This is a genomic window from Candidatus Anstonellales archaeon, from assembly GCA_038869735.1.
Classification (GTDB): Archaea; Micrarchaeota; Micrarchaeia; order Anstonellales; family CG1-02-47-40; genus JAWCQO01.
Genome location: JAWCQO010000003.1, coordinates 91,706 through 112,609, shown reverse-complemented (window position 1 = coordinate 112,609; position 20,904 = coordinate 91,706). Strand labels below are relative to the sequence as shown.

Here is a 20,904-nt window from a genome sequence, read left to right as displayed (position 1 = left end):
TCACTCTCTAGCAAGCATAGATAATAGTGAACTCGTTTCAAAAACTTGTTTGGAGCGTAAATCTTCATATAACCTGTAAAGGATACCTACTGTAAGAAGAATTCCAGTTCCAGTTCCGAGTGCTCCGGTAAGGTCAGCAAGACCAGCAAGGAGCCCTACGAATGCACTTCCAAGTATCGTAATTGTTGGAATATAACGTTCAAGCACCTTTTCAACTATTCTTGGATCGCGCCTAAATCCAGGGATTTGTAAGCCTGATTTGTCTAATTGGGCTGCCACCTCTTTTGGACCCATATTAGTAGTCTCAACCCAAAATAATCCGAATATTATGCAAAGCGTAATAAGAAATACAAGATAAGTTATCACGTGAACGATTTGAGGGATCCCAAATATTGGAGTTGATGTTTCAAGCATAGAGGAGAGAAATGTAAAAACATCTATTTGATGGCTTACATAAATTGGGGAAAGAAAGTATAACAACCCATCAGTAAGTCTCCCAGATGAATCCACATAACCAATTAGGTGAGCAACATTAAAATCCCCAACCATGAGTGAAACGTCTTTGAGCGAAAGAGAAAAAAATTGGATATTAAGAAGTAGAGCAGAGGCAAGTATAACGGGAATGTTAGAGATATATAAAAACTTTATTGGAAACCTTCCACCAAGACCCTTTGCTCTTTCAAAAGCAAGTGGAATTTCAACCTTCATTCCTTCTGCATATATCACAACAGCAAAAATAAGGAGGGTAAAGAAAAGAGGGACAAGATCAAGGAGAACGGCAGCTATGGCGTTCGCTCCTCCTGCAGCAAGGTCCTCTATAACTCCTCCCGGTCCAGTGAATAAGAATATGATGCCTGAGATTATTGAAAAGGATACGCCTGCAGCTATGAAGAGTGAGATTCCTGAGCCAAATCCGTATCTTGAAACTACCTCATCTAGAAACAGGAGTATTATTGAACCGAGAGCTATCTGTAGAATTACAAGAAGAGTAGTATACGGAGCATAAATCTTCTCTATCCCGCCGCTGATAATGATACTTTCGCCCAGGAAGGGAAATAAGGGAGTCAGCGATAGCCTAGCAAAGATAACGAAGATTGCGGCTTCTAGAAAAGCAAGTATTATTGCAAGAAGCTTCTGCGTTCCGTGAAAAAGGGCGCGCTGATCCGGATTGGTTAAATCTATATTAATTATCTTTGCGCCCGCAAAAAGCTGGAGAAAAATGCTTGCAAGAACGATTGGACCTATTCCGGTCGTTACCAATGAGCCTACTCTGGAGGCCGTTACTACTTGGAGAAAGTCAAAACCCGGTGCCCCGGCACGTACTCCAACAGCAGAAATGTTGTACATTACAAAAAAAGTTATTAGTGCAATGCCTGTCCAAGCAAACCTTTCCTTTATTGTCGGGGGATAGCGTGGCGGGCGAACTTCTGGAAGCTTTGAGACAATTGGTTTGAGAAAATCGAGGCTTGACATTTGTTCAACCTTTGAGTAGATTATTTTATAAGGTTGTTCTTATATGCTTTTTTGAAATTCTCCGCCGGCTTTCTTTATTTTTTCCTCTGCTGACTTGGATGCTGCATGGGCTTTGACAATGACTGGATAGGATATCGTTCCCTCACCGAGAATTTTTCCCTCAAAATAGAAGGAATACTTTCCATCCTGCGCTGAAAGCTTGCCTTTTTTTATTAGATTTTCTATTTCAAAAAGATTTATAGTAGGGATAGAAGTCTTTCTTGGTGGTTGAAAGCCCTTTCTTGAAAACGCTTCTGGATGATATTTTAGCATGTATGAAAACTTGTGACCAAAAAAGCCAGCGCTACCTACGCCTCCCCTATTTCCGCTTCCTCTTCTATTCTTAGTGTTTCCTTTACCATGAGTTCTTTGGCCAAGCAATTTGCGAGATTTTTTTCTTTTCCTTCTCATAAACAACACACGCTCGGTATTTCTATTTATTGCTTTAAAGTTGGATTCATAACATCTTTTTCAAAATTTTGTTTATATCTTTATGAAAGCCAAGAGCCCCTCTCGGATATGGCTTTTTGATTGATTTCCAACCGCCACGTGGAGGATGAAGACGAAAGAGAGTTTCTTTATTTCCATACTTTTCATGTAATCTTGTTATTATATCCTGGCTTGGAGCGCCGTATGCTACGTAGTCTTTGCATACGGCTATCATTCCGCGTAATGAGGGTGTGGACGGAACAAGAACGCAATGGTTGACTCTTGTAAGTTTTAGTAATTCCAGAGTTTTTTTTGTTTTTGGATTGGGGCTTCCTGCTCGCACTCTGATTACTGCCAACATATCTTGTGTCATATTTTCACCCTTTTATGACGTGGATTGGGATACTGAGGCCATCGTGCACCGCGCATCGTGTTTAGGCTTTCAAGAGCATATAAAACTGCCATTGCTGTGTTATAAACGTTGGAAGTATTGCCACTGGCCCTTGACCAAACATCCTTTATGCCTGCATATTGGAGGATAGTGCGGATTATTCGGTTTCCGACCTGACCAAGACCTCTGGGAGCTGGTTGAAGCTCAACCTTTACGCTTCCGCACTTGCCAACACATCGAACTGGGATTGAATTGTAGTATTCACCTCTATCTTCCCAACTTCCTGAGCCAAATGGTACGCAGATAATGTTTCGCTTTGCATCGTTAATGGCAGATTCTATCGCTGGTTTTACTTCTTCACTTTTGCCTGCGCCTATTCCCAAATGACCCTTGCCGTCACCGACCAGAACAACTGTTCTAAACTGAGCCTTACGGCCGCAATCAGTAACACGTTGTGTGCTCTTTATTTCTAAGGTCTCCTCTTTTAAATCCGAAAGAAGAAGTTCTATGACTTGTGTTTCTAATACAGGTTTGCCAAGTTTATATATTTCCTCGATAGAAGTTATTTTGCCCTCCTTTACAAGTCGACCTACCTCTGTTTTCGGTTCCCATGATTCAAGAATCTGTGTTTTCTCGTCTTTTTCGTCGTTCTTTTCGTCCATTTTATCACCGCAATTAAGAGGATAGTATCTTCTCCTTTACTTCAAGAAAAATCTTTGGAAGTGAAAGCGGGTCTATCTTTCTTTTAATATATTCTGAAAACTTTTTATCAAAGGCCTCCTGAGATTTCTCCTTGAGAAGTTTTGCATAAGAAGAAATTTTCGAGCCGTCAAGTGCATCTTCCCTGATCATTCCCTTAGAAAATTTAGTTGTTAGGCCTCCCTCAATCGCTCCCTTTATGGCAGCAAAGAGGATTGAGCCTTTAGAAGCTGTATGCAACCCAAAATCTGCAACAAATGATTCGACTCCTTTCTTTTTGGCTTGTCGTGCGCAAAGGAGACCGGAGAGATAGGCAGTAGGAGAGTTACACTTTGGATACCAGCCAAAGCGAGAAAGGATGGATGAATGGACGCTTGCTATGGTAGAATCTCCTTTTTCTCCCGATTGAACTACCTGAACTATAACCGCCCTATTTGTTTTTCTTACAACTAATCTCGGAAGCCCGGCTTTGATTAAAGCAAGCCTGCGAGAGAAGTCAGTCTTGCACTCGCGCCTGCGCCTTGGTTTGAGACTATAGGTTGGACCTGTTGCCTTTGACATCATTACACCTTAGTTAACAATGAATTATCTTTCAAATATTGAAGAATTTGAGATCTGCCACGAGAGAAGAAACCCCCCTTTGCCATAAGATATACTTTCCGATAAGTCTTGTTAGTTATCTGTTTCTTTAACAGAAGATTGCGCAGATATTTTCTTTCTGCCCTAATAAGGAGTATCCATTTCCTTTTCTTCATTTCTCTGGCTGTCTGCTTACCTTTTCGGGAACCTAGTCCTCTTCTTCTACCTTTTTTTATTTGGGTGTGCTTTTTCTTTGCCCTTATTCTGCAAACTCCCTTTCGTGGGAGGCGGTATATAGAGCCGTCCTTTATCAATGAGCGAATATCCTCTCGGGTTAATGCTTCTGAAACTTTTTTTATGGATTCCGGCTTTATTCTAATAGACGATATACCAACGCCAAGAATATCCGAGGCAATCCTTTTTGCGGTTTTCATTGTCATGAATAACACCATCAAGTTAAATCAAATTAATTTAGTACCTCAAGCCCCTTTTCCTTTGCTTTTTGCCTTATCTGCTCTCTCTTTCTTTTTCCTACCCCTGCGCCTATCCTTACGGCCACATTTTGTAGGGTATCAAGTTCGGCTGGATTGAAAACAAGAGCTTCCCTTTTTCCGCATGGATGAAGACCGCGAACTGAGGATGGGTTCTTGTATCCAATAGAGGGGGACGCGCCCATATTTTTGTAGCCTCTTCGTTTTTTATTATCTTGTCCTCGTGGCTTTCTCCAACGTAATTTTATCCGTTTCCTTTCTTTTCTTCCATAGTTTGGAACATTAAATCTTGGATGCTGTCTCTTTTTCATAATTTTCATGAGAATCACTCTTTAACAGGGTAGATGCCATCTTGAAAAATACGGGAGTCTCGGTTCTTTATCTTTGTCGCTGCGCGGATGTTTGCAATCGTTTGTCCTACATCCTCTACTGAAGGCCCGGAGATTATAACTTCCTTACCGGAAATGCTTATCTTTGTCTGGCCAATTATTTTACATGTCCGAGGTTTTTTTTCTCCAAGGAAGTTCTTTATTATGAGCGTGTCTCCTTTTGTTTCTAGAGCAATTGGGAAGTGAGAGTAGACTACACGCATCTTTTTGAAATACCCTTCTTGCGCCCCCTTTATCATGTTTTTTATATGCGCAATTGCAGAGTTGAGAAAGGCGCTTGATTCTGACTCTACGGTGATTGCGCCTTTATCGAGAACTATCTTGAGATTCTTAAAATCAAAAGTTTTAGTGATGCTTCCTACCTTCCCGCTTAGTGTAAGTGTATTTCCATTGAGGCTTGGAGAAACTTCTTGAGGAATGTTAATAACCACTCTTTCCATTTTAACCACATAAAAAACTTTAATATACGTAAGCTATCAGCCTGCCTCCGATATTTTTTTCTTTTGCACTTATATTTGTCATCAGTCCTTGTGGGGTTGAGACTATAAGAAGCCCAAAACCTTCTCCTGGAATATATCTCTGCTCCCAAAAGCTCCATTGTGTTTTTTTAACAGCAAAGCGTGGCTTTATGACGCCACAATCGTTTATTCTTCCAAGAAGTTTTACCAAGAAGCGGCTTTTTCTCCCTGCGTCTTCAAACTCGAAGTCTCCGATATAGTGTTGAGCCTGAAGTATTTTGAGAGTTTCCCTTACCATCTTTGAGGGGAGGACCCTACATTCCTTCCGTCCCACTCTGTCTGATATTTTTATAGTATTGAGGGCATCTGCAAGAGTATCATTTACCACATAATCACCTTTAATTTAACTTAATATTTGCGAAAGCCTATCTGCTCAGCTACCTCTCTAAAGCAACGTCTACATATCATTAACCCATAGCTTCGTATAAGACCACGAGCTGTTTTGCAAAAGCGGCACATGCGAAGATATTTGCCTTTGAGTTTGTATTCTTTTGGTCTTCTGGATTTTTTTTCGTTCATATTACTCACCGGATTATTCGATGCTTACTCCAAAACTCTGCCGTAAGAAATTTGTCGTTTCCTGGGGGGAGGGATGCTGTCTTTTTGGGAGCTTCGCACGGCAACGCTTTCTTCTTGCAATTCTAACCCCTCCTCGCCTTTTCATTGTTACCGCTACCTCAAAGCCAAGTATTCCTATTTTTGGGTCGTACTTTGCACCCGGAAATTCGATATATTCAGGAATTCCAAAAGAAAAGTTCCCAAAACCGTCTATTGATCGTGAGGACAGTTTGTTGCCTCTTGCTATGAATGCCTTTTTGAGAAAGTCATAGGCTTCTTTGCCTCTTAATGTAACTTTTGCCCCTATTTCGTCTCCTCTTTTTATTTTGAATGTAGGATTCCTAGTACGAGCTTTTGTAGATATGGCCTTCCTCCCTGATAACCTCTCCAGAAGAATTTTTGCGTTTTGAAGCGGCTCACCGCTAGAGCCTACTCCCATGTTAAGCGTAACTTTTTCTATGCACACTTCTTGCATCGGGTTTTTGGAGTCCATCTTCACTCAGCCCTATAATTTTCGTCTATTATAAAAACGTAATCAAGAACGGTAATGAATGACCCATTACCATAAGATATTTCTGCTTCTGAGCCCATTGAGCCTTTTCTCTCGATTATTTTTCCCATTTTGCCTACTAGGCCTGCATGTTTTCCTGCAGTAATAAGGCAACGGGCACCCTCTTTCCTTTTTAGAAGAGCAACAACTTTGCCAGATGGGATCTCTAACACTGCTGTGTCTCCAACTTTTGTATCTTTGTCAGCTGTTATTGACCTTCCATCGTGTGTTGTCGCTTTCAATTGTCCACCTTTAATAGTATATTTCTTTACTATTTTGCAATATTTTTTGGAAGCAAGCTCGGCTGGTAGCGGTTGGACTGATAGCTTTCCGGATTTTATTGTGACGATATAGTATTTATCTTCAAGCGGTAGGTGAATGATATCCATCAATCCAATTGGAAATTTTTTATCCGATATCTTCTTTCCATCTACTTCAAGCCGCCCGCGCGAAATGAGAAATTCTGCCTCTTTAGAAGTAGATGCCACTCCTAAAAAGTCGCGAAGGAGAACAAGAGCTGAAACGGACTGGCTTTTTTTGTGAGGTCCAGGTCTTGGTGCGCATAGCCACTTTGCACTTTTTCGCATCTTGACAGGAATATTTGAAGGGGCGGTAATTCTAACATAGTGCTTAATTCCCATAGTTATCAACCTTTATCGCTCAATTATCTTCTTTCTCCATCCTGAAAAATCCCCATCTATTATCTGGAGAGATGAAGGATGAAGCGGAACTAGTTTTTCAATCCCTCGAGAATTTTTTTTGGTTATACCTTCCACATAGACTGCAGTATTTTTTACATCTACTGAGATGACTTTGCCGACTGTATCTGCTCTGGAACCTGAAAGAATTTTAATCGTATCTCCCTTACGAACAGGGATTGTTCTTCTGCGCGTGCCAAGTTTTTTTGCAAGATCTTCTGACAAACCTGCATGCAAAAGCGCCCTTTTTTTATGTAGTGGGGCATTCAACATTGCTTTTCGTGATTTTCTTGCTCGTGTGCTGCCCATAAAACTCAGCCCCAACACCTAAACAACTGCAGCTGCAATTGCTGCAACTTTTGGAAACCGCTCAGCTACTTCCCTAGCTATTGCCCCTTTTATTTCTGTTCCTACTGGAAGTCCCTGATCATCTATTATAACTACTGCGTTATCCTCAAAGAACACACGCATTCCATTGGGCCTTCTAAATGGCATCTTCTGCCTAACTACCACTGCTTTTAGAACCTTTTTTTTCATTTCCGGAGTCCCCTTTTTGACTGCCACCGTCACAACGTCGCCAATTCCAACCTTAGGATACATTGCCCACTTTCCTTTGTAGCCCTTTGCCCCAATGATCATCACAACCTTTGCTCCCGAATTGTCGTTGCACTGAACAATAGAAGAGATGGTTAGGCCCTTCGTTACCTTTGAAGCAATACCGCGCATATTAGCTCACTATTCTCTAAGTTTTTTTTCAACTCTTCCCTGTTGCTTTGTTGATAGAACTTCCATAACTACCCAAGCCTTTGTTTTTGAAATTTTCCTACACTGACCTATCCTTACGATATCTCCCAGTTTTGCATTTATATGCTCGGGGTTATGGGCAGGAATTCGTGAAGTTGAGCGCACATAACGCATATATTTTGGGATATACTTAACGAGGTTCCTCTTTACAATGACCGTTTTCTTCATCTTGTCTGAAACCACCTGTCCCACTACGGTATGACCGCGTATTGATATTGGCTTTTTTGATACCATTTTCCTGACCTCTGCTTTCCTGATTTAAATTTTTCCATAAAGCTTCTTTGGCCTTTCATGAGGCCGAAAAGCAATTTTTTGTCCATCAAGTGTCATTTTTCTCCTGCCGACAATAAATGTGAATGTCGCTCCACGTTTGGGTATGCGCTTCTCACCTTTCTGGGAGCTTATTACAAAGGTATTTTTTGTCTCATCTACAACAACTCCTGAGATATAACCGAATGCTTTGCCTTCTGCCTCTACCCGAAGACCGATGAGTTCATGCATTGAAATATTTTTTGGAGTTATCATCTCGTGCACCACTACCCTTTGAAACCTTCTTTTCTTATGCTTTCTTTTGGATACCCCATCTGCTCTAAAATTTCTGCAGCCCTTTCTTCATGATTTCCCTGAAGAATTATCATGCCCTCTTTTTCTGTTCCCCCACATGCAAGGCTTTTTTTTAGTTTTTTTGCAGCTTCGTGCATCTTACTTTTTTCTAAACCTTCTATTATCGTTACAAGTTTCTTGAATCTCTTTTTAGTTGAGTATATGCGAATGCGAGCAACTTCTTCTTTTTCAAGGATACTGCATGCACATATTTCAGTTGGCAAGCCACACTTGGGACACAGCGCCATATTTTTTTAACCACCTCTCAATTATTTTTTGACTTCTGGCTCTGTTTAGCACGCTCATAAAGGATAGTAATGATCCTCGCTCTTGTTCTGCGAAGTTCTTTTATTCTCCCTGGATTTGAACTTCTTCCTCCAACCTTTACCTGTCCTCGTTCCCTTAAAAGCTCCTCTTCTACTTGGGAAAGGCGCGAAAGAAGGGTTGCATCGTCCATTTGGCGAGCATCTTTTGCTTTTAATATTGCCATTTTTCTCTCCTCTTCTTGCTATTTGATTATTCTTTGGTTTTTTTGTCCTCATCAATAATATGTTTCTCCTCTTTCTTTGATAGCTTTGCCTGTTCCTTTGCAGCTTCCCGCTTTAAGCGAATTATTCTCTCTGCATCGCTCTCTTCCTCGCTACCTGATGCTTCAACGTCCTCTGCGGCTGAGATGACTTTTGGAAGTTCTATTTTGGAGTCTGCTTTCTTGTCAGGGAACTCAGTACCAGGTTGCACTATTCTTACAAGGACACCTATTGCCCCTGATTTTGGATAAGCTGTAACATGAGCCCAATCAACTCTCTTTACGGGCTCTCCTGCTTTTGGGATATAGCCAGCTGCCACTCGGAGAGACTTTGCTCTTGCGCCTTTGGCAGCTATCTTTCCAGATGCAACTATCTCTGCCCCAAGAGCACCGGCATTCATTATCTCTCGGAGAAGAGAGTGGAGTATTGCACGAACTTTTTTGCCCATTTCTATATATCTGCAGGCCTTTTTTGCGATGATTCGCGGCTCAAGAGATGGATTTTTGACCTCGACAACTGAAATCTGAGGATTTTCCAACTTAAAATCTCGTGTAAGCGTATCAGTTAAGTCCTTTATTGTCTTTCCTTTTCTTCCTATCACTCTACCTGGGTTTGTGACCTCAACAGCTATGCGCGTGACTAAGGGGGTGCGGCGTATTTCTAATCTTGAGAAGCCTGCCTTATCAAGCTCTTTTTCCAAGAACTTTGAGATTTGATATTTATTGATTGCTTCCTCTATAAATTTCTTCTCAGCTTCCATTTAAATTCGTGCCTCCGTTTTTTGTTCTGTTTTTTGTTCTGCCTCCGTTTTTTGTTCTGTTTTTTGTTCTGAAAGATTGGTTTTGTTTTCCTCTTTCACTCCTGAATCGCGAAGGACTATTTGAAGATTTGCAGTTTCGTAATCGCTTCTACCTGCTCTCCCCTTCGAACGCAGGCGGGGATATATTTCACCTTTATTTGCACAGATGTGGTGTATTATTGGATTAGAGAAGCGAAGATAATTTGCGTTTGCAAGTGCGTTTTGGAGAATTTTGTAAGCTACACGTGCTGCTTTTATAGGATACCTTCCTTTTTTTCCACCAAGCTCCTTTCGATGACCCAACTTTTTGTTATGTGAGAAGTATCTTACTGGCTGCAATCCTCTCATTACCCTCTCCAAAAAGTGAAGTGCCTCTTCAACCGTCTTACCGGAAATGTTTTTACAGACTTGAGAGAGGTCTTTGAAGGAGACGTTCAGGCCTTCTCCCTGAGCAAATGCGTATCTTTCGCCTTCTACTTTTTTATGGCAGTATTTCATATTCTCACTTCATTTAAGCGGGATAAACTTTGAACCGCGTGTTGCCCCTATTCCTGGACCCGAATGCAAAACTCTTCCCGTTGTATGAACGAAGTCTCCAAGTCGATATCCTACCTTATCAAGCGTAATCTGTACAGGTTTGAATTCCTTGCCGGAATGCACTGCAAACGTAAGACCAATCCATTCTGGAAGTATAACTGCCTCGCGAACGTGCGTCCTTATTGCTTTGGATGGATTTGTCTGCTTTATTTTCCGCACCTTTCTTATAAGAGCGCTGAATTTAGGATTTGCACCAGAAAGAGCCCTTTTTACAGCTCTTCTTGCCCTTGCAGTAAGGAGGTTAAGTACAGATTGTAACGGAAGATTGATAAGTTCCTCTTGGGTTTTTCCCCGAAACGTTTTGAGTCTTACCATATTATATTCCTACCTCCACGCATGTCATTGAGCTTCGTCTTTTTCTTTTGCTTTTTTTCTTCCGACTGATTTTGCTCCAAGATGCCCAACCTTCCTTCCGGGAGGCGCTCCCCGAGGAGTGAGAGTTGGTTTTCCTGGATGGTGTTGCTTCCCGCCAAACGGATGGGTATAGGCATTTTGTTTTACTCCTCTAACTTTTGGCCAGAGTCTATTTTGGGCGTGTTTTTTGTAAAAGTTGGCTCCTGCTTTAAGAAGGGGTTTTTCAAGTCTCCCTCCGCCACAAACAACCCCAATCTGAGCCCTGCACTGGGCAGGAAGATTTAGAAGCTTTCTTGAAGGAAGCTTTACCAGCACGTAATTTCCTTCGCGTGAAACAATAGTTGAGTATGAGCCTGGAGCTCGAGTAATCTTGCCGCCGTCACCGGGTGAGAGTTCGACGTTATAGATGTAAAATCCATCTGGGATTGATGAAAGAGGTTTTACGCTACCCAAAGAAAGCTGTCCTTTTGCACCAAGAGTGATAGTATCACCTATACATATCCCTTCAGGCGCGATGAAGTTTAGTTCTTCTGAGTTTTCAAGTCTCACGCGCATAAGCACGGCTTGATGTCCGGGATCATCTATAAATTCTATAACTTCTCCGGAAATGGAGGATTCTCGTTCAATATTATCGTAGTCTCTGTACTTTATATCAGCCTTGTATCGATGCGAAGGGGCTTTATAGGCAAATGAACCCTTCCCTCTTCTTTGTTGTTTTAAAAGTTTTCCCATCCTCGTTCAACTCTCACGCTCAAACCTCATACTATTTTTAACTTTGCTGCAATGTCATCTGCCTTAAAGCCTTTTTGTAAAGTCACATACGCTTTCTTTGTTCCTTTTGGTGTATTTTGAATATTGAGTTTTTTTACTTTCACTCCATATTTCTCCTCAACTTCTTTTTTTATTTCTCTCTTTGAAGCGTTGCGGTCCACAATAAACACGAGCTTGTTTTCAAGCTCTATTGCGGCTATTGCTTTTTCTGTCACTATAGGGTATAGTATTGCTGGCATAGAAATCACAATTTTGATAACTCAGACAAGGAGTTTTGAGTAAAGATTGTAAGTCTTCCCGGATAGGTTCCTGGAGCAAGAAGTTCAACTGAGAGTGTCTTTGGAGTACACACATCAATTCCGGGCAGATTTCTTGCGGCCAAAAGAACTTTTGAATTCTCCGAAGCTACTATAAGCGCGCTTTTTGGATAGCGCACGACTTTTGAAGACCTCTTCCTCACGCCGGTTTTTCTTTTCTTTCCTCCCTTTGAGCGTAAGATATCCTGTGGTATGAGTTTACTCAAAAACTTCAAGACATCCTTTGTCTTTGAAAGTGCCTCAAAGTTGTCATCAACAACAATTGGAAGTGGAGTTGAATCGTTTATTTTATGGCCTCTTTTTAGTACGAGTGAAGGGTTTGCAGTCGCTGCAAGAGCTGAAATTAGTGCTGCCCTTCTCTCTTTCTTGTTTATCTTTTCGTGAATTATTTTCTCTACTTTTGGAGGATGTGCTCGCCTTCCCTTTACTGATGATGGAATCCGCCTAACTTTTCCCCATCTGCCTTTTGGAAGGACCTCTCTTGGGAGCATTGCCTGGCCCCTATTTTTAAGAGAGCCATAGGAATCTTTCCTTCCCCTATATTTGGCAGAGGTTTCCATACCTGCAAACCTATAGGGAGATTTTGGCTGTAATCTCTGAGTTTGTTCTGCAATAACTGCCCTTTTTATAAGCTCAAACTTCACTGGAACGCCGAAAATAGGTGGAAGTTCTACCTCACTTACTTTTTCTCCATTGGTATTATAGAGCGGAACGTTCATCTACTTCACCATAACTGAGATTAGCCGTGGTGGTTTTGCTTCATTTTTTCGTATAGCTTTTCTGATTCGTATTAATCTTTTCGGTGGTCCAGCAACTGAACCTCCCAGAAGTATATAATTAGTCTTTATAATTCCGTAATTACGAAATCCGCTTGATGGAGTTATTTCTTTTCCTTCTCCTATCTTCATCACCCGCAGGTTTAGTTGGGTCCTACGGTGATATCCATGTTGACCAGCCATTGGAACAGAATACATCACATAAGCAGGATGCCATGGTCCAAGAGTACCTACATGCCTTCTTCTTCCAGTTGCCTTTCTGTGTTGAAGAGATACGCCATGCCTTTTTACAGCACCTTGCCATCCATGTCCTTTTGTAACTGAAAGTGTGTCAACGTAGTCACCGGGTTTTAGGATATCAGAGACAAGGATATCTCTTCCTAATATTGATTGAGCATATTCCAACTTTTCTTGTGGATTCTTGCCACCTATTGCAATTTCCATAGGCTCAGGCGATTTTTTGGGAAGGCCTGCAAGACGAGACTGGACATAACAGAGAGCAAAAACATCGTCAAAAGAAGAAGGAGGGGAATGGTGTTTTGGTTTTTTGATTCCAAGAGGAGAAAGAACCTTTTCATCAGGACAGAGTATATCACGGATGACGCGCTTGTTCTCATAAAAGCGGATGCCGTAAACTTTTAGTGGAGGTGTTTCGATTATTGTTACAGGGTAAGATATCTCTGTTTCCTTTGAAGGTGATTCCGAATCATCTATGAAAGTTATATGTGTCATACCTGCTTTGTAGCCAGCAAATCCAAGGAGCTTTTTTTCCACTGTGGCTGGCCATGCAGAAAATGGGCACCGCTGACTTTTTGCTCTTTTTCTTGGCTTGAATGCCAGTGAGCCTTTTCGATGTTTGTTGCGCTTTCCCATCTAATCCATTCCTCGCTAACAAAGGGAATGATTCACCGCACAATGTCGGTGAGTGTCATTCTTACCTCACATAAAAATGAGTAAGAAAGTGGGGGTAATATGTATAACCGAAATATAAAAAGCTATCGTTAGAACTGTTGTTTGTAGTATAGCTGTTTTAGAATTAAGAATTAAGCTCTTTTTGAATCTGACCACATTTGGATCTAACCAACAAGGGTTTAAAGACTACTTTTATATAGGACTTATTTTAGATACTACGTTCTGGGAGAAGGGACACGGAATTGGAAACGAAAAGGTTTTGAGCATGCCTTAATCTCATTCGTTTGGATGTAATTTTTTGTCTCCCTCAATAAGCTGTCCCTTGTAATGATAGAGTTCTAAATATTGAAGAAGGGGTACGCCACCTGGTCCGGTTAAGTTTGAGAATGATTCTGTTACGTTACTTGCACATTTAGAAAGTATCTCGAAAGGATTCCCCGGATGTTTATTGAAATATGAAGTAACGTCAAATATTTTGTCGCCAGCGTAAACCCAACAGCTATCTGACGTATCATGTGCATAAATGTCCCATAGAGTATATTTGCCAGCAAAATCATCTTTCTTTGTAGGAGGCTGAGTCTTGTTTTGGATTTCAAAATTTAACTTGGGGGAAGGTGAAGAAATGGAAGTTAGCGATGAGTTCTGATAAAGTGTTTCTTGTCGGGCTTGATTGCTAAGGCAGCCTACAAGAATTATAATCGAGCAGATGATTAAGCAGATGATTAACAATTGCTCTATATTCATAGAAATCATTCTCTCATACTTCAATAGCACAATATAATATCATTATTATAGATAATGGATTTGATTAAAAAATTTTTTATTGTGAGAAGGAGGGGGGATTATTCTGTAAAGCGAGATAGGTTAAAAAAATTGTAAGGTTTAATCGAGGGAGGATGGCAATGCAAGGAATGTGCAAAGGGATGAAAAGGTGGTTCAAGTAGAGATAAAGATGAACTCTAAAGCTTCTGGCGTTTTCTTGTCAAGTCTAACAAAACCATATCGCTCAAACTGTATTATTGAGCCAACCGATAGATTAGAGCATTCGGGTTCGCAATAACCTTCATCGACTCTGAGATTCTCTTCATTGAACCTTCCCTGGGGGGTGAACAAAGGAAGAGGGATTTTTATTTTGCACTTCAGGTAATCATCAGAAACCCACTGAATTTTGGGGCAAGCAACAACTTCTGAACCTGCATATTTGCAATAAAGCGTATTTTTAGATTTAGATATCATGGCTACTTCTAAATTGTAAAGTCCTTTTAAGCGGAAGAGAGAGCCAACAGAGAGTAATTCTGCATCAGCATCAGATATATAAAAGTAAGAGCCAACCTTTATCTTGCGCTCACCCATTGGTTCAGTTGGATGATTTCTGATAACTGCAAAATCATGTCTTGGTTGCTTTTCTACTTCAACTTTGACGGGATTTTTCACAAAGAAAAGCCTGCGTGCTGATTTGTCTATAAGTTTTTTGTTTTCCGAAAGAAGGGAATCTATCGTTGGAGAACTTTCAACTTTTGAAAGACCAAAAGAGAGAACAAATGACTTTATAGCTTCAGGCAATATCCCTCTTCTTGCAAGGCCTCTTAGTGTTGGAAGACGAAAGTCATCATACCCTTCAACCTTCCCTTCATTTATTAATGGAGTTATCAGTCTCTTTGAAAGAGGCATGCCAGTTATGTTAAGTCGTGAAAACTCAACAAGCAGTGGCTTGCGGAGTCCTAATGCGTCAAGAATTGCAAAATAAAGTTCATCTCTAAGCTCGTATTCCTTGGACCTCATTGCGTGAGTAACTCCTGTAAGAGAATCGGCTATACATACTTCAAAGTCATAAGACGGCCAGACAGAATATTTTTTTCCATGTCTATAGTGAGGAGAACTTACAATGCGAAGAAGAGTTGGGTCTCTCATTGCTGTATTTTGCGAGGACATGTCTCCTACGAATCTAACTGAGGCAAAACCTTCAGCTATGTTTCCTGCAACCATTTCTGAGAATAGGTTTTGATTCTCGTTTTCAGTCCTGCTACGGCATGGGCACTCTTTTTTTTCAAATCGCCGCTGCTTTATCTCTTCTTTTTTGCAGGTGCATACATACGCCCGATTCACTGAAATTATTTTGCAGGCGTACTCGTAAAACTTCTCCATCATATCAGAAGCAAATATGATTTGGTCTGGAATTATGCCAAGCCAACTTAAATCAGAGATTGCCGCATCGACAAATTCCTTGGATTCTTTTTCAGGATTAGTATCATCAAAACGTAGAAGGAACTTTCCGTTGTATCGTCTTGCAGCCTGATAATCTAGGAAAGCGGCTTTTGCATGTCCAATATGAAGGTACCCCGAAGGTTCCGGAGGAAATCTTGTGACTACTTTCCCTTCAATGGCTTCTGGAAGCTCAATTTCTTTTTTTTCTTCCTTTTTTTCAGGATAGGAGTATGAGGACATTTCAGCTTTTATGGCGTCCTTTTCCATTGCGTTTATTTGACTGCATATTTCTTGTGCAAGTTCCATGACGGAATTTATGTTTCTCTTTGCCTCAGGAAATTCATTTATCACTTTTCCAATAATTAGGTTGGGGGCGGTTTTTCCGTACTCAAAAGCATTTTTGAGGGCATGCTTTCGAATAATCTCGTGCAACAAAGACATATGAATCAGCGCAAAAGATTAAGAGTTCTTGCAAGATAGCCGGTCCTTCCACCAATAATGAGTTTTGTTTTGGAAAGATCGCTAATGGTCTTTGACCCTGTAAGAAACATCACTGTTTGCAACTGCAAGTGATATAGACCTATAAGTGAGGTTGGATTTTTAGAGCGAAGTACTGGAAGCGCAGACGACGCGCACTTTGCGCCCAAAGCAAGAGCTTTTGCAATGTCAACGCCACTTCTTATTCCCCCCGAAGAGATCGTCGGTAGTATTTTTGAACAGGCAAGAGTAGAAACTGCTGTTGGTATTCCCCACTCTCCAAATCCAGGGATAACGGCTCCTCGCTTATACTCAACCTTTGCCCAAGATGTTCCGCCGGCCCCAGAGACATTTATCATTGTTACTCCACATTTTTTTAATCTAAAAGCAACTTCACGAGAGATTCCCGAACCCGTCTCCTTTGCAATCACTGGAAATGGTGAATCTAAGCAAAATGAACGGATAGCTTCTTCTATGCCTTCGAAATTTTTGTCCCCTTCCGGTTGTAGAACTTCCTGAAGAGGATTTAGGTGTATCTGTATAGCGTCTGCCTCCAATGACTCAACAGTGGAGATTATCTTTTTTGAAGGGATTTGAGTAAGTTGTGCTGCTCCTATATTTGCAATAAGTGGGACTTCTGGGGCTTGCTTGCGAACATAGAAAGTTTCTTTGAGATGTGGGTTTTCTATTAGTGCACGTATGGAGCCGAGAGCAAAAGCTATTTTATGCTCCTCAGCTACTTGTGCAAGATGCTTATTTATTGCTCCTGTTTTTTCGGAACCGCCAGTCATTGCATCTATAAAAAATGGAAATGAAAGCTTTTTTCCGAGAAAAGTAATTGAGGTGTCTATTTTTTCAAAATTTAGTTCAGGAAGTGCGTTGTGTAAGAATTCAATATCTTCAAATCCTGCGCTTTTTGTATAGGTTATGTCTTCTGTTAGGCATATTTGGATGTGTTGGTCCTTCCTCTTGGCTATTCGCTCAGATACAGGCATCTTTGATTTTATCATATGGTGAGTTTAGGTAGATGGAATTTAAAAGAATAAGGAGTAGCGGCCGAAAAGGACTTTGGCTGTGAAAAGATAAAAGGGAAATAAAAAGAGTATAGATAATCTTAAAATCCCGCTATGGCTCTGGGATATTTCTTTGTAGATACGTATTTTTTTTGAGCTGTGGGTCGTTTGTTTGAATGTTTGTTTGAATAATTGAGGATTAATGCTCACATTAAAAAGCAAAAAAGACAGAGATGCATTAAAGTTTGATTATTTTTGTTTGATTATTATGTTCAGAGGTTTAATTATTTTCTAATTGCAAGACTTGCGTAGGCAACAACGTTTGAATAATCTCCTGTGACCTCTCCTGAATTTGAGTACCTTAGGAGCTCTGCCATCTTTGCTCCCTTAAGCTTGGAATAATGCATAGCTGCTGATATTGGACCATAACCACAGATAGATAGATTTTTTGATTCGACTTCTCTTTGAAAGCCTTCAACTTCAAGCGTCTGGATTTTTTCTAAAGCTGAAGCATCAAGGACTGATGCCTGTTCTGCGCTTTTGTAATGCGTAAAATCACTTGAGGCAATAACAATTACATTGCGGTTTTTGGTGGCTTCAAAAATGGCTTTTCCAATGTCAAGACTTGCCTCCAAATTTTGAGCCATCATGGAGATGCAAACTATCTTCGCTTTTGGATTTAATTTTTGGAGAAAAGGGAGCTGCACTTCGATTGAGTGCTCGGTGAGATGAGCTATTTCATCAAGTGAAGCAGTATAGGAAAAGGAGAAGATATCGTTTGCAAGTTCAGTGTCACATTTTGAAATTCCAAGTGGAGTGAGCCAATCTTCCTGTGATATAGAAATAAGCTCTCCTCTTCCAGTATGGTTAGGGCCTATGATTATGGCCGTGATATCTTCGTCTACTAGATTGGATGCCGCAGCATAAGAAAAGGCTGCTGTATGTCCTGAGTAGATGTATCCGGCATGTGGGCATATTATTGCATGGCAAGGGCTCTTATGAGGCTGGACATTTAAAAACAACCTCTTTATTGCTGCAAAGAGCTTTTCCTTCACTGAAGGATAAAACAGGCCTTCAACTGCTGGCGGTCTCATGAATTAATCAACTCTAAAGTACAAGAGATGTTGGCTCTATCTCCACAGCGTTGTTTAACTGCCCTTTTGGTGTTATCTCAAAAATGAAATATCTCTCTGAAAATGCTGTCTTGATTTGGGCAATGGAGTAGAGTACACCGTCCTCTTTTTGAAAATAAAGAAGTGCTGGAGGCTCTACCGGTTGCTGAGCATTGAGATAACTTTGAATCAGTGGAAGAGCCGCACCAAAATTTTGTGGGAGTGATGAGTTATCCATCTCAAATTTTATTGAGCTTACTGGAGGCTCGGTGATTGCATGGTTTTGAAGAGGCGCTATTTTTATTGGAGCGGCACCTCCACCTTTTTTAGCTTCATCTACTCCTGTTGTCAAAACCGATGGCCTTTCGCCGGTGCTAATCAATTCATCTATCCTCTTTGAATTTTCAAGGATTGTTGGCAGAGTAGAAGAAAACGCATAGGCAGATGCTTCGAGAAATTGAGCTGGCGAAAGAGATGAGAGGTAAAGGTAGAGTGGATCATTCTGGCCGTATTTCTCTGAAATGGTTTTTTCTATGATTTCTTTTTCTTGTTCTAGTTTCTTTAGCGTCCTCTCGTTTGTGTCTGCTTCTCCTGATTTGAAAAGAAAGGAAAATGCTGAAGAGAAGAGGATTGCAGCATAAGTTGAGCTTTCCCTTTTGAGAATGTCAAGCGTTTCTTTTTCTGCTTTTTTGTTGTTAATAAGAAGGTTGTATGCGTAGAAGTTTTGGAATACAAGTTGCTGACCTAATATATTTTCGAAAGATATAGCTTCTGATAGAATGAAAGGGAAATAAAACGAGAAAAAACGAGTTTGAGGGGAAGGTAAGTTAAGATTATAGCGTTTTGCTTTTTTGACAACCTCATAAACGTTATTTGATGAATGAAGGTCGGTTGCAATAGCTCTAAAATTATCCACTAACTGATTTACTTCACTCTCACTTTTTGCGTTTTTTACATTTTCAAAGAATGAGTGGCCGTTTTTAGCCAGAATGATGACTGCAAGGTAATTTGTAAAAAGTTCGTTAGATAGGTCTATCTTTTCAGATGAACTTATGAGTCCTTGCTTGCGTGCATTTTCGGTTACCGTCTCTGTGAAGTCCTTTGTTAGATTTAAAAAAGACTCGCAAAAGTTGTCTATTGATGCTGGGTTAGTGACATCAAATTTATTGCGCAACTGAGATAGGGCATCTACAAATGATTTGAAGTATTGTTGATCGATAATATTTTTGGATAAAAAATCCTTTGCTATTGGAATGCACCTTCCTTCCGTGCAAATCGAGTTAAACTCTGATATTGCACTAGAAAGAATGGTATGGTCAGGTTTAGTATTGACAGCGGTATCTTTGCTAGGATATGAATCGATTAGTGGTTGACGGAGAATTTGACTTTTTGTTTCTTGACTTGGGTCAAAAAAATGTTGATTTTGCTGTTGCGTCTTAAGCCAGGAGAAGAGTTGAAATTGCTGAAGTGGTGTTGAAAGGGGCTCTCCAAATTGCTGTGCTATCTCTTTTTCTTTTGCAAGAGCTTCAGTCACCGAATCATAGAGAAACTTGATAAGTTTTATACGTGATGTGCGAGAATCGACAAGCTCTCCTCCATGTGTGCTTGTAGTGCTATGAACGAATCCAGCACTAACGTTCTCAGAGGGGATGTTTGCCTTTTCAAGAAGTTGGCGAAATGCAGCCTCATCAGATAAAGCCGCAAGCGCAAGCTTCAATTTTTCGTTTCGCGTGATTGAAGTTGCATTCAAGCCTGTTTCCTCAAGTTTTTTGTTAAAGGCAGCTAGGAGATCGTAAGCTATTTTTTCATGCTCGCCCAAAAGAAGTTTGTATTTTGGTTTTGGGGAGAGATCTTCCATTACTATCACTAACGGATTATAGTATATTTCGTAATATAAATTTGGGACTGAAGAACCAAGAGGAAGGGCATTACAAGCAACGAGTTGATGATAAGAGCTATATAAGGGGAGTACTGACTAAAGCCGGGTATTAGAAATAATATAAAGTTTATGATGGAGTTAAGGGCAAACGCAAGTATTATCCATAAAAGAAATAATGGAAACTTTCTTATAACCATCCAAGTGGAATTTTCAAGTGCGCGCCATGGGCGTACCTCGTCTATTACAAGAGCAGGACCTACATAAAAGACTGGAATTGACATGACAAAAACAAAGAGCGGAGCGAGAAATGAAAAAGGCGTTTCAGATGTCAACAGTTGAATTATTATCAGTAAAAGCTCGAAGGTTAGAAAGATCCAAAAAACATTGATCGTGTATTTTCCGATTCCTTCTATAACCTCTCTTTTTATAGGCGCGCCGGTACGTTGGGATTTTATTATTAAGTTGATGTTGACTATTCCAAACGAAAAAAGAAAGAGAGAAGCGAGGAAGGAAAAAATCATTATTGCAATTTCGGTCCCTTTAAGGTCGGGTATGCTCCCTGTACGGAGAAATGTCCCTCCAAGGGCAATATAGGTAGGGGTCTGGACGAAGAGTGGGATAAAGAATGCGATGAGAAATGGAAGCGAAAAGAACAAGATTAGCCTTATTCCTGAGATATAGGATTTGAAGGTGTATTCAAATAGGGATAGAAGTCCCATGTATGAAATCGTGCATTTTTAATTTTATAAGGTTTTTGGAAAAGCTCTTTCTTCTATTAAATGGACATTTTAGAATTAGCTCTTTTGTTGTATTCGACTGATTGGAAATCTGAGTATAAAAGATAAGAAGAATGGGGGGAGATTGGGTAAAGAGAGGGATAAATTACAGATGAAAAGAGTATAAGATACACAGTGAAAAAGTTATTACAACTAATAAAACAAGTG

At 40.4% G+C, this 20,904-nt stretch carries 31 protein-coding genes; all 31 read right to left on the bottom strand.

The features are described from left to right. Positions 1 to 1,473 carry a preprotein translocase subunit SecY gene (gene secY / locus QXF67_02145; protein ID MEM3060319.1) on the bottom strand — a complete coding sequence of 491 codons (1,473 nt, stop codon included), beginning with the start codon at positions 1,471 to 1,473 and terminating at the stop codon, positions 1 to 3. A gap of 39 nt (positions 1,474 to 1,512) precedes the next feature. Then, complete coding sequence (locus tag QXF67_02140) at positions 1,513 to 1,923, bottom strand: uL15m family ribosomal protein (protein ID MEM3060318.1); 411 nt, start codon at positions 1,921 to 1,923, stop codon at positions 1,513 to 1,515. 46 nt (positions 1,924 to 1,969) lie between these two features. Next, positions 1,970 to 2,314 carry an uL30 family ribosomal protein gene (locus QXF67_02135; GenBank protein MEM3060317.1) on the bottom strand — a complete coding sequence of 115 codons (345 nt, stop codon included), beginning with the start codon at positions 2,312 to 2,314 and terminating at the stop codon, positions 1,970 to 1,972. After that, a complete protein-coding gene (gene rpsE, locus QXF67_02130; GenBank protein MEM3060316.1) occupies positions 2,311 to 2,994 on the bottom strand; it encodes a 30S ribosomal protein S5 in 684 nt (227 codons plus the stop codon). Before rpsE ends, QXF67_02135 begins: the two co-directional genes overlap by 4 nt. A gap of 13 nt (positions 2,995 to 3,007) precedes the next feature. After that, on the bottom strand, positions 3,008 to 3,592 hold the full coding sequence (locus QXF67_02125; GenBank protein MEM3060315.1) for a 50S ribosomal protein L18: 585 nt from the start codon (positions 3,590 to 3,592) through the stop codon (positions 3,008 to 3,010). Positions 3,593 to 3,594: 2 nt separating this feature from the next. Continuing rightward, positions 3,595 to 4,050 carry a 50S ribosomal protein L19e gene (locus tag QXF67_02120; GenBank protein MEM3060314.1) on the bottom strand — a complete coding sequence of 152 codons (456 nt, stop codon included), beginning with the start codon at positions 4,048 to 4,050 and terminating at the stop codon, positions 3,595 to 3,597. 26 nt (positions 4,051 to 4,076) lie between these two features. Next, the gene (locus tag QXF67_02115; protein ID MEM3060313.1) at positions 4,077 to 4,421 is read right to left on the bottom strand and encodes an eL32 family ribosomal protein; all 345 of its coding nucleotides are present in this window, start codon (positions 4,419 to 4,421) and stop codon (positions 4,077 to 4,079) included. A 5-nt stretch (positions 4,422 to 4,426) separates the two neighbouring features. After that, a complete protein-coding gene (gene rplF / locus QXF67_02110; protein MEM3060312.1) occupies positions 4,427 to 4,930 on the bottom strand; it encodes a 50S ribosomal protein L6 in 504 nt (167 codons plus the stop codon). A gap of 19 nt (positions 4,931 to 4,949) precedes the next feature. Next, positions 4,950 to 5,336 (bottom strand): 30S ribosomal protein S8, encoded by a 387-nt coding sequence (locus tag QXF67_02105; GenBank protein ID MEM3060311.1) that lies wholly within the window; start codon positions 5,334 to 5,336, stop codon positions 4,950 to 4,952. A gap of 20 nt (positions 5,337 to 5,356) precedes the next feature. Next, positions 5,357 to 5,527 carry a 30S ribosomal protein S14 gene (locus tag QXF67_02100; protein MEM3060310.1) on the bottom strand — a complete coding sequence of 57 codons (171 nt, stop codon included), beginning with the start codon at positions 5,525 to 5,527 and terminating at the stop codon, positions 5,357 to 5,359. 13 nt (positions 5,528 to 5,540) lie between these two features. After that, positions 5,541 to 6,059, bottom strand: coding sequence for a 50S ribosomal protein L5 (locus tag QXF67_02095; GenBank protein MEM3060309.1), 519 nt, complete (start codon positions 6,057 to 6,059; stop codon positions 5,541 to 5,543). A 2-nt stretch (positions 6,060 to 6,061) separates the two neighbouring features. Next, positions 6,062 to 6,757: a S4 domain-containing protein gene (locus tag QXF67_02090; protein MEM3060308.1), complete on the bottom strand. Its 696-nt coding sequence runs from the start codon at positions 6,755 to 6,757 to the stop codon at positions 6,062 to 6,064. 12 nt (positions 6,758 to 6,769) lie between these two features. Then, positions 6,770 to 7,123, bottom strand: a complete 354-nt coding sequence (gene rplX, locus QXF67_02085) for a 50S ribosomal protein L24 (GenBank protein MEM3060307.1) — start codon at positions 7,121 to 7,123, stop codon at positions 6,770 to 6,772. 18 nt (positions 7,124 to 7,141) lie between these two features. Continuing rightward, entirely contained in the window at positions 7,142 to 7,540 is a 399-nt protein-coding gene (locus QXF67_02080; GenBank protein MEM3060306.1) for a 50S ribosomal protein L14, read from the bottom strand. Between the two features lie 9 nt (positions 7,541 to 7,549). Beyond that, entirely contained in the window at positions 7,550 to 7,852 is a 303-nt protein-coding gene (gene rpsQ, locus QXF67_02075) for a 30S ribosomal protein S17 (protein MEM3060305.1), read from the bottom strand. Between the two features lie 24 nt (positions 7,853 to 7,876). Further along, complete coding sequence (locus QXF67_02070) at positions 7,877 to 8,143, bottom strand: ribonuclease P protein subunit (protein ID MEM3060304.1); 267 nt, start codon at positions 8,141 to 8,143, stop codon at positions 7,877 to 7,879. An 11-nt stretch (positions 8,144 to 8,154) separates the two neighbouring features. Then, the gene (gene yciH / locus QXF67_02065; protein ID MEM3060303.1) at positions 8,155 to 8,469 is read right to left on the bottom strand and encodes a stress response translation initiation inhibitor YciH; all 315 of its coding nucleotides are present in this window, start codon (positions 8,467 to 8,469) and stop codon (positions 8,155 to 8,157) included. Positions 8,470 to 8,486: 17 nt separating this feature from the next. Next, a complete protein-coding gene (gene rpmC / locus QXF67_02060) occupies positions 8,487 to 8,711 on the bottom strand; it encodes a 50S ribosomal protein L29 (GenBank protein MEM3060302.1) in 225 nt (74 codons plus the stop codon). 26 nt (positions 8,712 to 8,737) lie between these two features. Then, positions 8,738 to 9,508 (bottom strand): 30S ribosomal protein S3, encoded by a 771-nt coding sequence (locus QXF67_02055; protein ID MEM3060301.1) that lies wholly within the window; start codon positions 9,506 to 9,508, stop codon positions 8,738 to 8,740. Then, on the bottom strand, positions 9,509 to 10,045 hold the full coding sequence (gene rplV / locus QXF67_02050) for a 50S ribosomal protein L22 (GenBank protein MEM3060300.1): 537 nt from the start codon (positions 10,043 to 10,045) through the stop codon (positions 9,509 to 9,511). Between the two features lie 9 nt (positions 10,046 to 10,054). Further along, the gene (locus QXF67_02045) at positions 10,055 to 10,459 is read right to left on the bottom strand and encodes a ribosomal protein S19 family protein (GenBank protein ID MEM3060299.1); all 405 of its coding nucleotides are present in this window, start codon (positions 10,457 to 10,459) and stop codon (positions 10,055 to 10,057) included. A gap of 24 nt (positions 10,460 to 10,483) precedes the next feature. Beyond that, positions 10,484 to 11,230: a 50S ribosomal protein L2 gene (locus QXF67_02040; protein MEM3060298.1), complete on the bottom strand. Its 747-nt coding sequence runs from the start codon at positions 11,228 to 11,230 to the stop codon at positions 10,484 to 10,486. A 26-nt stretch (positions 11,231 to 11,256) separates the two neighbouring features. After that, positions 11,257 to 11,508, bottom strand: coding sequence for a 50S ribosomal protein L23 (locus QXF67_02035; GenBank protein ID MEM3060297.1), 252 nt, complete (start codon positions 11,506 to 11,508; stop codon positions 11,257 to 11,259). Between the two features lie 5 nt (positions 11,509 to 11,513). Then, a complete protein-coding gene (gene rpl4p, locus QXF67_02030; GenBank protein MEM3060296.1) occupies positions 11,514 to 12,305 on the bottom strand; it encodes a 50S ribosomal protein L4 in 792 nt (263 codons plus the stop codon). Next, the gene (rpl3p, locus tag QXF67_02025) at positions 12,306 to 13,235 is read right to left on the bottom strand and encodes a 50S ribosomal protein L3 (protein MEM3060295.1); all 930 of its coding nucleotides are present in this window, start codon (positions 13,233 to 13,235) and stop codon (positions 12,306 to 12,308) included. 315 nt (positions 13,236 to 13,550) lie between these two features. After that, positions 13,551 to 14,018: a cytochrome b5 domain-containing protein gene (locus QXF67_02020; protein ID MEM3060294.1), complete on the bottom strand. Its 468-nt coding sequence runs from the start codon at positions 14,016 to 14,018 to the stop codon at positions 13,551 to 13,553. Between the two features lie 192 nt (positions 14,019 to 14,210). Further along, positions 14,211 to 15,920: a glutamate--tRNA ligase gene (gene gltX, locus QXF67_02015; GenBank protein ID MEM3060293.1), complete on the bottom strand. Its 1,710-nt coding sequence runs from the start codon at positions 15,918 to 15,920 to the stop codon at positions 14,211 to 14,213. Positions 15,921 to 15,925: 5 nt separating this feature from the next. Then, positions 15,926 to 16,966, bottom strand: coding sequence for a type 2 isopentenyl-diphosphate Delta-isomerase (gene fni, locus QXF67_02010; GenBank protein ID MEM3060292.1), 1,041 nt, complete (start codon positions 16,964 to 16,966; stop codon positions 15,926 to 15,928). 287 nt (positions 16,967 to 17,253) lie between these two features. Continuing rightward, positions 17,254 to 18,063 (bottom strand): AmmeMemoRadiSam system protein B, encoded by an 810-nt coding sequence (amrB, locus tag QXF67_02005; GenBank protein ID MEM3060291.1) that lies wholly within the window; start codon positions 18,061 to 18,063, stop codon positions 17,254 to 17,256. A 13-nt stretch (positions 18,064 to 18,076) separates the two neighbouring features. Next, entirely contained in the window at positions 18,077 to 19,939 is a 1,863-nt protein-coding gene (locus QXF67_02000) for a hypothetical protein (protein ID MEM3060290.1), read from the bottom strand. Positions 19,940 to 19,947: 8 nt separating this feature from the next. Next, the gene (locus QXF67_01995; protein MEM3060289.1) at positions 19,948 to 20,679 is read right to left on the bottom strand and encodes a hypothetical protein; all 732 of its coding nucleotides are present in this window, start codon (positions 20,677 to 20,679) and stop codon (positions 19,948 to 19,950) included. Positions 20,680 to 20,904 lie beyond the last annotated feature (225 nt).

Excerpts from the sequence above, each read along its gene's own strand:
- QXF67_02035 (MEM3060297.1), bottom strand. The coding sequence starts at position 11,508 with ATGCCAGCAATACTATACCCTATAGTGACAGAAAAAGCAATAGCCGCA.
- QXF67_02020 (MEM3060294.1), bottom strand. The coding sequence starts at position 14,018 with ATGAATATAGAGCAATTGTTAATCATCTGCTTAATCATCTGCTCGATT.
- rpmC (MEM3060302.1), bottom strand. The coding sequence starts at position 8,711 with ATGGCAATATTAAAAGCAAAAGATGCTCGCCAAATGGACGATGCAACC.
- QXF67_02140 (MEM3060318.1), bottom strand. The coding sequence starts at position 1,923 with ATGAGAAGGAAAAGAAAAAAATCTCGCAAATTGCTTGGCCAAAGAACT.
- amrB (MEM3060291.1), bottom strand. The coding sequence starts at position 18,063 with ATGAGACCGCCAGCAGTTGAAGGCCTGTTTTATCCTTCAGTGAAGGAA.
- QXF67_02000 (MEM3060290.1), bottom strand. The coding sequence starts at position 19,939 with ATGGAAGATCTCTCCCCAAAACCAAAATACAAACTTCTTTTGGGCGAG.
- rpl3p (MEM3060295.1), bottom strand. The coding sequence starts at position 13,235 with ATGGGAAAGCGCAACAAACATCGAAAAGGCTCACTGGCATTCAAGCCA.
- QXF67_02095 (MEM3060309.1), bottom strand. The coding sequence starts at position 6,059 with ATGGACTCCAAAAACCCGATGCAAGAAGTGTGCATAGAAAAAGTTACG.
- QXF67_02055 (MEM3060301.1), bottom strand. The coding sequence starts at position 9,508 with ATGGAAGCTGAGAAGAAATTTATAGAGGAAGCAATCAATAAATATCAA.
- rplX (MEM3060307.1), bottom strand. The coding sequence starts at position 7,123 with ATGGGCAGCACACGAGCAAGAAAATCACGAAAAGCAATGTTGAATGCC.
- rpsE (MEM3060316.1), bottom strand. The coding sequence starts at position 2,994 with ATGGACGAAAAGAACGACGAAAAAGACGAGAAAACACAGATTCTTGAA.
- gltX (MEM3060293.1), bottom strand. The coding sequence starts at position 15,920 with ATGTCTTTGTTGCACGAGATTATTCGAAAGCATGCCCTCAAAAATGCT.
- fni (MEM3060292.1), bottom strand. The coding sequence starts at position 16,966 with ATGATAAAATCAAAGATGCCTGTATCTGAGCGAATAGCCAAGAGGAAG.
- QXF67_02100 (MEM3060310.1), bottom strand. The coding sequence starts at position 5,527 with ATGAACGAAAAAAAATCCAGAAGACCAAAAGAATACAAACTCAAAGGC.
- QXF67_02070 (MEM3060304.1), bottom strand. The coding sequence starts at position 8,143 with ATGATAACTCCAAAAAATATTTCAATGCATGAACTCATCGGTCTTCGG.
- QXF67_02045 (MEM3060299.1), bottom strand. The coding sequence starts at position 10,459 with ATGGTAAGACTCAAAACGTTTCGGGGAAAAACCCAAGAGGAACTTATC.
- rplF (MEM3060312.1), bottom strand. The coding sequence starts at position 4,930 with ATGGAAAGAGTGGTTATTAACATTCCTCAAGAAGTTTCTCCAAGCCTC.
- QXF67_02080 (MEM3060306.1), bottom strand. The coding sequence starts at position 7,540 with ATGCGCGGTATTGCTTCAAAGGTAACGAAGGGCCTAACCATCTCTTCT.
- QXF67_02125 (MEM3060315.1), bottom strand. The coding sequence starts at position 3,592 with ATGTCAAAGGCAACAGGTCCAACCTATAGTCTCAAACCAAGGCGCAGG.
- secY (MEM3060319.1), bottom strand. The coding sequence starts at position 1,473 with ATGTCAAGCCTCGATTTTCTCAAACCAATTGTCTCAAAGCTTCCAGAA.
- QXF67_02090 (MEM3060308.1), bottom strand. The coding sequence starts at position 6,757 with ATGGGAATTAAGCACTATGTTAGAATTACCGCCCCTTCAAATATTCCT.
- QXF67_02135 (MEM3060317.1), bottom strand. The coding sequence starts at position 2,314 with ATGACACAAGATATGTTGGCAGTAATCAGAGTGCGAGCAGGAAGCCCC.
- QXF67_02040 (MEM3060298.1), bottom strand. The coding sequence starts at position 11,230 with ATGGGAAAACTTTTAAAACAACAAAGAAGAGGGAAGGGTTCATTTGCC.
- yciH (MEM3060303.1), bottom strand. The coding sequence starts at position 8,469 with ATGGCGCTGTGTCCCAAGTGTGGCTTGCCAACTGAAATATGTGCATGC.
- QXF67_02115 (MEM3060313.1), bottom strand. The coding sequence starts at position 4,421 with ATGAAAATTATGAAAAAGAGACAGCATCCAAGATTTAATGTTCCAAAC.
- rplV (MEM3060300.1), bottom strand. The coding sequence starts at position 10,045 with ATGAAATACTGCCATAAAAAAGTAGAAGGCGAAAGATACGCATTTGCT.
- rpsQ (MEM3060305.1), bottom strand. The coding sequence starts at position 7,852 with ATGGTATCAAAAAAGCCAATATCAATACGCGGTCATACCGTAGTGGGA.
- QXF67_02120 (MEM3060314.1), bottom strand. The coding sequence starts at position 4,050 with ATGACAATGAAAACCGCAAAAAGGATTGCCTCGGATATTCTTGGCGTT.
- rpl4p (MEM3060296.1), bottom strand. The coding sequence starts at position 12,305 with ATGAACGTTCCGCTCTATAATACCAATGGAGAAAAAGTAAGTGAGGTA.
- QXF67_01995 (MEM3060289.1), bottom strand. The coding sequence starts at position 20,679 with ATGGGACTTCTATCCCTATTTGAATACACCTTCAAATCCTATATCTCA.